7 protein-coding genes and 1 pseudogene are annotated in these 6,354 nt (G+C 63.4%); 3 read left to right on the forward strand and 5 right to left on the reverse strand.

The genetic code is table 11. The features are described 5' to 3' along the window. A pseudogene (locus tag EN906_RS38995) lies at positions 1–106 on the forward strand (LysR family transcriptional regulator); the annotation flags it as partial. Here EN906_RS38995 and EN906_RS18845 read toward each other — a convergent pair. The 3 genes from EN906_RS18845 to EN906_RS18855 form a co-directional block, all read right to left on the reverse strand. Next, a complete protein-coding gene (locus EN906_RS18845; RefSeq protein ID WP_127375298.1) occupies positions 70–1,245 on the reverse strand; it encodes an MFS transporter in 1,176 nt (391 codons plus the stop codon). The pseudogene EN906_RS38995 and the gene EN906_RS18845 sit on opposite strands and share 37 nt — an antisense overlap. A 123-nt stretch (positions 1,246–1,368) precedes the next feature. Next, entirely contained in the window at positions 1,369–1,677 is a 309-nt protein-coding gene (locus EN906_RS18850; protein ID WP_027037142.1) for a DUF1244 domain-containing protein, read from the reverse strand. Between the two features lie 11 nt (positions 1,678–1,688). After that, positions 1,689–2,486: an N-formylglutamate amidohydrolase gene (locus tag EN906_RS18855; RefSeq protein WP_127266900.1), complete on the reverse strand. Its 798-nt coding sequence runs from the start codon at positions 2,484–2,486 to the stop codon at positions 1,689–1,691. A 245-nt stretch (positions 2,487–2,731) separates the two neighbouring features. On the opposite strand from EN906_RS18855, the gene EN906_RS18860 reads away from it, so the two are divergent. Together EN906_RS18860 and pyk are read left to right on the forward strand one after the other, a co-directional pair. Beyond that, positions 2,732–3,220: a DUF1036 domain-containing protein gene (locus EN906_RS18860; RefSeq protein WP_127266899.1), complete on the forward strand. Its 489-nt coding sequence runs from the start codon at positions 2,732–2,734 to the stop codon at positions 3,218–3,220. Beyond that, positions 3,217–4,653 (forward strand): pyruvate kinase, encoded by a 1,437-nt coding sequence (pyk, locus tag EN906_RS18865; RefSeq protein ID WP_013529204.1) that lies wholly within the window; start codon positions 3,217–3,219, stop codon positions 4,651–4,653. Before EN906_RS18860 ends, pyk begins: the two co-directional genes overlap by 4 nt. Positions 4,654–4,697: 44 nt before the next feature. Here the strand turns inward: pyk and EN906_RS18870 are convergent, their stop codons facing one another. Both EN906_RS18870 and EN906_RS18875 read right to left on the reverse strand, forming a co-directional pair. Next, entirely contained in the window at positions 4,698–5,762 is a 1,065-nt protein-coding gene (locus EN906_RS18870) for an alpha/beta hydrolase (protein ID WP_127272236.1), read from the reverse strand. Positions 5,763–5,951: 189 nt separating this feature from the next. After that, positions 5,952–6,354 (reverse strand): hypothetical protein (locus EN906_RS18875; protein WP_127375299.1); only part of this gene is annotated, 403 nt, incomplete at its 5' end.

Consider the following 6,354-nt stretch of genomic DNA (forward strand, 5'->3'; position numbering starts at 1 on the left):
GCATCGCGACGTGCGTACCAGCGTGCGCATCCGCCGGGTGGTGGATTTTCTCCACGAGGAGCTGAAACGCTATTCGGCGGGTGCTGGCGCGAATTCGGCGCGGTGAGCGAGCCCGGCCATCAGCAACACGATGATCAGCAGTCCCGACATGGTGATGAAGATCGGGCCAAAGCTGGAGTGCTCGGCAACGAAGCCGATCGCCGACGGCGCCACCAGTATGCCACAGTATCCGATAGTGGTGACCACGCTCATGCCGGTGCCAGAAGACATGCCTTCCTGGTTGCCGCCGGCCGAAAAGATGATCGGCACCATATTGGCGATGCCGAAGCCGCAAAAGGCAAAGGCTGCAATGGCGAGCCAGGGCGAGGGCGCCAGGCCAGCCACCAGCATGCCGACCGCGGCTACGAGGGCCGACACGCGAAGCGTCGTCACCGCGCCGAAGCGATTGCGTATGCCGTCGCCGAAGAACCGCGTAACCGCCATGACGCCCGAAAATCCGGCGTAGGCGAGGCCGGCAACGGCAAGATCGGCGCCGAGCTCCTGGCGCAGATACAGGGCTGCCCAGTCGAGCACCGCGCCTTCGGAGATCATCGCCAGCAGCGCCATCAGTCCGATCAGATAAACCAGCGGGTTTGCCGGCAGTGCGAATTTGTGGTGCTCTGCCGCCTGCGGTCTGTCTTCGGTGAGGAGATGGCGAACGGCCACCGCGATCACCCCGGAGGCAAACACCGTTACCGCCGCCGCGTGGGCGAGGTGGCCGTAGTGCTGGATGGCAAAGCCGCCGAGGCCGCCGCCGGCGAAGCCGCCGAGACTCCAGAAGCCGTGCGAGGACGACATGACGGCGCGGGAGAGCCGCCGTTCGACCACCCCGGCATTGGCATTCATGGCAACGTCCATGCCACCGATCGAGCCGCCGAAGATGATCATGGCCGCGGCCGCCAGCGGTACGTTGGGCGCCAGCGCCACGACCATCAGACCGAGGCTGCCGCACAGGGCGAACCAGCGCAGTACGGTGCGCGAGCCATGTCTGGAGATCAAATGGCCGCACCAGGTCATCGCGACGACGGCACCGACGCCGAATAAGAGAATCAGCAGGCCGAGCGTGAACTTCGAAATCTCCAGCCGGGTCAGGAACACCGGGATCTGCGGCGCCCAGCTGCCCGTCAGGAAGCCGTTGGCGAGAAAAATGGCCGCGAGCGCCCATCGTCCGCGAATGGCAGTCAGCTTGGCAATTGACGCGTTCATGAGGCGAATCCCGCTGAAAATGGCTTCGCGCGGCAAATTAGATCGATTCAATTTTCAGTCAAGGCTCTTTCGGGAAGCATTTTGGGCCAAACATAGCCTTAAGCGATCGCTGGGGCGACGGCGTCAATGGTCCTGGGGGCGCCTTGCCTCGAATTCGGCCTTCTTGGCGTCGGAGGCCTCGGTCTGGTTCAGCGCCTGCCATTCCCCATAAGGCATGCCGTAGACGATCTCGCGTGACTGATCCTTGGTGAGATCGACGCCCTCGGCATTGGCTGCCTCGCGATACCAGTTCGACAGGCAGTTGCGGCAGAAGCCGGCAAGATTCATCAGGTCGATGTTCTGCACATCGTTGCGCTCGCGCAGATGCTCGACCAGCCGGCGGAAGGCGGCCGCTTCGAAATCGCGTTGCTGCTCGTCGCTGAGTTCGGTCATCGAAACCTCCGTCATAGCGGCCCGGTGCGCGAGCCGAACATCTTCACCACATGTATATCGGGACGGCGGTCGATCGCGTCAACGATCGGCGCCAACCGTTCGGCCCAGGCGAGCGCGCCCTTCTGGTCCGATATCAGATCCTGTCGGATCTCGATCAGCGCATGGGCGAAGCCGTTGACGATGGCATGCTTGTACATGGTGTCGCCGCGCAGCGCGCCGTCATAGGGTTCGTTGTCGCCGACGACGAGGTTCCTGTCCTGCGCCAGCATGTCTATCAACGGCCGCGCCACGCGGTCGTCGAGGTCCCACAGGATGCCGACGTGCCAAGGACGCTGGATTCCTTGCATGGCCGGGGTGAAGGAATGCACCGAAAAGATGAAGGGCGTCTGGGCGGAAGCCTGTGCGACCGATGCGATCATGGCGCCGACGGCGTCGTGATAGGGCCGGTAGAACCCGTCGAGCCGCCTCTCGCGCTCATCGGCAGTAATGGGGTAATTCCCAGGTACGACAGTGCCGTCATAAAGCTGGCGAATGAGCGTCGGATCGTCTTCGCCGCGATTGGGATCGATCAGCAGTCGCGAAAAATTGGCGAGCACCGCCGGCACGCCGAGCAGGGCAGCCAGTTCGCGCGTCACCGCCTCGACGCCGATGTCATAGGCGATGTGCCGGTCGAACTCGGCCGAGGGCAGGCCGAGGCTGCCGTAGTCGTCGGGCAGGTCGCGACGGGCATGATCGCCCAACAGCACGATGCCTCGCTTGCGGTCGCCCTCGATGATGTCGAAAGGCGCGAAAACTGTGGATCGGGTCATTGGCGGGAAATGGTCTGTTCGCGGGCTTCCGGGGAGGGTGCTATCGTCATTCCACGAAGACGACGCTTGCGCAATGCCGTTGTTTGGCCAAGGTTTCCCGGGAAATCTGGCACACGTCGGCGAATTGTGCGCCGGAGCCTTTCTAAATCGATTGGAATTGGACAAAACGGTGCGTTGACATGCGCCCGGACTTTTCCGAAAAGGGGCGCAGAGAGATGCTGATGTGGTTTTTGAGGGGTTTTCGGATGAGTTCCGCCGGCGGGCAGCGCATGCGCTCTGCCTTTGCCATGCCGCTCCTCACTCTTGCCATGGGCCTGTCGGCCATGGTCGTGGCTTCGCCGGCGCGTGCCGATTTCCGCGTCTGCAACGCCACGCAGAACCTGGTCGGCGTCGGCATCGGCTATCGCGCCAAGGCCGGCTGGATCACCGAAGGCTGGTGGCACATCGAGGGATCGAGCTGCAAGACGCTGATCGAAGGGCCGCTGTCATCAAGGTTTTACTATCTTTATGCAGAAGACGCCGAACGCGGCGGACGCTGGGACGGCCCGATCAACATGTGCGTGGCTGAAAAAGAGTTCAAGATCGCAGGCGTGACCGACTGCGTTGCCCGGGGCTTCCAGCGCGCCGGATTCCAGGAATATGACACGGGCGAACAGGCAAGCTGGATGGTCCAGCTGACCGATGAGTCCACAACGGGAGGCGCTCCAGCCGCCCCGGGAACAAACAGTCAATGAGACGTAGCCGCAAGGTCAAGATCCTAGCCACCATCGGTCCGGCCTCCTCGTCGGAGGAGATGCTGAAGAAACTGTTCGAAGCGGGCGCCGATGTGTTCCGCATCAATATGAGCCATACCGACCATGAACTGATGCGCACGCTGGTCGGACGCATCCGCGCTGTCGAGGAAGCGGTTGGCCGGCCGATCGGCATCCTGGCCGACCTGCAAGGACCAAAGCTGCGCGTCGGCAAGTTCGCCAATGGCAAGGAAGTGCTGACGCAAGGCCAGACCTTCACCCTCGACGACAATCCCGAGCCCGGCACCTCGACCAGGGTCTATCTGCCGCATCCGGAAATCCTGAGCTCGGTCGAAGCCGGCCATCGCCTGCTGATCGACGATGGCAAGCTCGAGCTGAAGGCGGTGAAGAGCGACGGCAAGTCGATCGTCTGCACCGTCGTCGCCGGCACCACGATTTCCGACAAGAAAGGCGTCAGCTTGCCCGACACCGATCTGCCGGTCGGCGCGCTGACCGAGAAGGACCGCAAGGACCTCGATGCCGTGCTGGCCACAGGCGTCGACTGGGTGGCGCTGTCCTTCGTGCAACGGCCGGAGGATCTGGCGGAAGCGCGCAAGATCGCACGCGGGCGGGCGCTGATCATGGCCAAGATCGAGAAGCCGCAGGCTGTCGCCCGGCTGGCCGAAATCATCGAACTGTCCGACGCGCTGATGGTCGCCCGCGGCGATCTCGGCGTCGAGATGCCGCTCGAGGCGGTGCCCGGCATCCAGAAGCAGATCACGCGCGCCGCACGCCGCGCCGGCAAGCCGGTGGTGGTTGCAACGCAGATGCTGGAATCGATGATCACGGCACCGGTGCCGACCCGCGCCGAAGTGTCCGATGTTTCGATCGCCGTCTTCGAAGGCGCCGATGCCATCATGCTGTCGGCGGAATCGGCGGCGGGTGCCTATCCCGTCGAGGCTGTGGCAATGATGAACCGTATCGCCACCAAGGTCGAAACCGATCCGACCTATGCCGGCATCATCAACGCCCAGCGCTCCGAGCCGGAGGCGACCGGCGCCGACGCCATTTCGCTGGCCGCGCGCGAGATCGCCGAAACGCTGAAGCTGTCGGCGATCATCACCTACACCGCATCGGGCACCACAGGCCTGCGCGCCGCCCGCGAGCGGCCGCAGGTGCCTGTTATCGCGCTGTCGCCGATCCTCAACACGGCGCGGCGGCTGTCGCTTTTGTGGGGCACGCATTGCGTCGTCTCACCCGACGCCGTCGATCTCGACGACATGGTCAATCGCGCCTGCCGCATCGCCTTCGACGAAGGCTTCGGCAAGCCTGGCGACCGCGTCATCATCACCGCGGGCGTGCCGCTGCGGACACCGGGTTCGACCAACATGCTGCGCATCGCCTATATCGGTTCGGACACACAAGTCAGCCGCTAGATTCCTGAAGCGTGTCGCCTCTGAACGGATTCAGGCGGCCCGCTTTAGGTCGGCGCGAGTTCGGCCTGCGGTACCTTGATATCGGCGCATCTGCCGGCGCCGTAGGCGTCGCCGGCGATGCGCGCCTCCACGGTCCTGGCCATCGCCGGCAGGTCCATATTCTTGCCAGCGACCTTCTCGATGGCGCCGACGGTCAGGTCGGTCGCGATCCAGTCTGGCTTGTGACCGAGATTGTGCACCCACACGAGTTCGGCACCGGCAATGTCGCGCGCCAGGCCGACCGAATGGATATGTGCATAGACCACCTTGTCGCGATCGCCTGAAATCACCACGGTCGGCGCCTTGATCTCGGCGTAACGCGGTGCGGTGGCGAGCGCGTAGCGATAGAGCCCGGCGACATCGGTGGCGTTGGCACGAAAGGCTGTTGGTCGCAGCACCAGCGGGATAGAGACCGAGCTGAGGTAATTGTCCGGCACCTTGTTGGGCGAAAAGACGCAGGTGGTGGCGTCGGCCATCTGCAGGGTTCCGGCCGGATAGGTCAGCGTTTCGGAAAACAGCCAACCGAGCACCGGCATGGTGGTCAGATCGTAGTACCAGGCGGTTGCGCCGCCCGGCCATGGGTGGGTCGCCGGTGCGAGAAAGACGAGCCCGAGTGTCTTGTCTGGATGTTCGCGGCCAAAGGCCGATGTCACCACGCCGCCGAAGGAATGGCCAACGATGACAGCCTTTTTGATGCCGAGATGGTCCATCAGTGCGGCAATGGTGTTGGCCTGCGCCGACGGGTTCTCGTTGTTGGTGCCGCGACCCGACCAGCCATGGCCTGGCCGGTCGAAGAACAGCATTTCGGCGCGGCCTTCGAGCAAGGGGCGCAGCGGCAGCATCTGGTCCCTGAGATTGGCGCTGGCGCCATGGATGAAGACGATCGGCGGCAACTCGGCATTGGCGGGCGCCGGAACATGGACATAGTGGATGCGGGCGCCGTCGATGTCGGCGAACTCGCCGATCGGCGGATTACGACGCTCGATCAGCCATGACCCGACGCGGGTGACGCCGACAAAGCCGAAGACAAGCGCCATCAGGAAGGCAAGGGCGGCGTAGATCAGGTTCATGGGGGAGATACGAGGTGGAGGGGGATAAGTTGTAGGGTAGGCAGTAGGCAGTAGGCAGTAGGCAGTAGGCAGTAGGCAGTAGGCAGTAGGCAGTAGGCAGTAGGCAGTAGGCAGTAGGCAGTAGGCAGTAGGCATGTGTGTTCCGCAGAGCGGTCTGGACCTACTGCCTAATCCCTACTGCCTATTCCCTTAAATGCCTTCACCGGCAAGTTCCTCCGAAATCGTGCCGACCTGGTCCTGGGCGCTGCGCATCATCGGATAGATGGCCAGCACCTTCTGCCAGGCCTCGAGCGCCGATTGCTTGTGGCCGGTCAGCGCCATGATCTGCGCCAGGCCGGACAGCGCACCGAAATGGCGCGGCTCGAGCTGCAGCGTTTGGTCGATGTCGGACATCGACTTGCCGTAGTTCTTCATCATGAAATGGACGGTGGCACGCCGGTTCCAGCCTTCGGCATAAGTCGGCTGCAAAGTCACCACCTGGTCGAGGAAATCGAGCGCGACGTCGAACTTCTGGCCCTCGACGGCTTTTTGCGACCACTGCATCATCAGGTCGATCGAGGCGCTGCCGGATTGCGACCACTCGCTCCAGATG

Origin of the sequence: Mesorhizobium sp. M7A.F.Ca.CA.004.06.1.1 (assembly GCF_003999135.1) — a bacterium.
Lineage (GTDB): Bacteria > Pseudomonadota > Alphaproteobacteria > Rhizobiales > Rhizobiaceae > Mesorhizobium.

Coding starts and splice junctions, on each gene's coding strand:
- EN906_RS18870 (WP_127272236.1), bottom strand. CDS start 5,762: ATGAACCTGATCTACGCCGCCCTTGCCTTCCTGATGGCGCTTGTCTTC.
- EN906_RS18850 (WP_027037142.1), bottom strand. CDS start 1,677: ATGACCGAACTCAGCGACGAGCAGCAACGCGATTTCGAAGCGGCCGCC.
- pyk (WP_013529204.1), top strand. CDS start 3,217: ATGAGACGTAGCCGCAAGGTCAAGATCCTAGCCACCATCGGTCCGGCC.
- EN906_RS18845 (WP_127375298.1), bottom strand. CDS start 1,245: ATGAACGCGTCAATTGCCAAGCTGACTGCCATTCGCGGACGATGGGCG.
- EN906_RS18855 (WP_127266900.1), bottom strand. CDS start 2,486: ATGACCCGATCCACAGTTTTCGCGCCTTTCGACATCATCGAGGGCGAC.
- EN906_RS18860 (WP_127266899.1), top strand. CDS start 2,732: ATGAGTTCCGCCGGCGGGCAGCGCATGCGCTCTGCCTTTGCCATGCCG.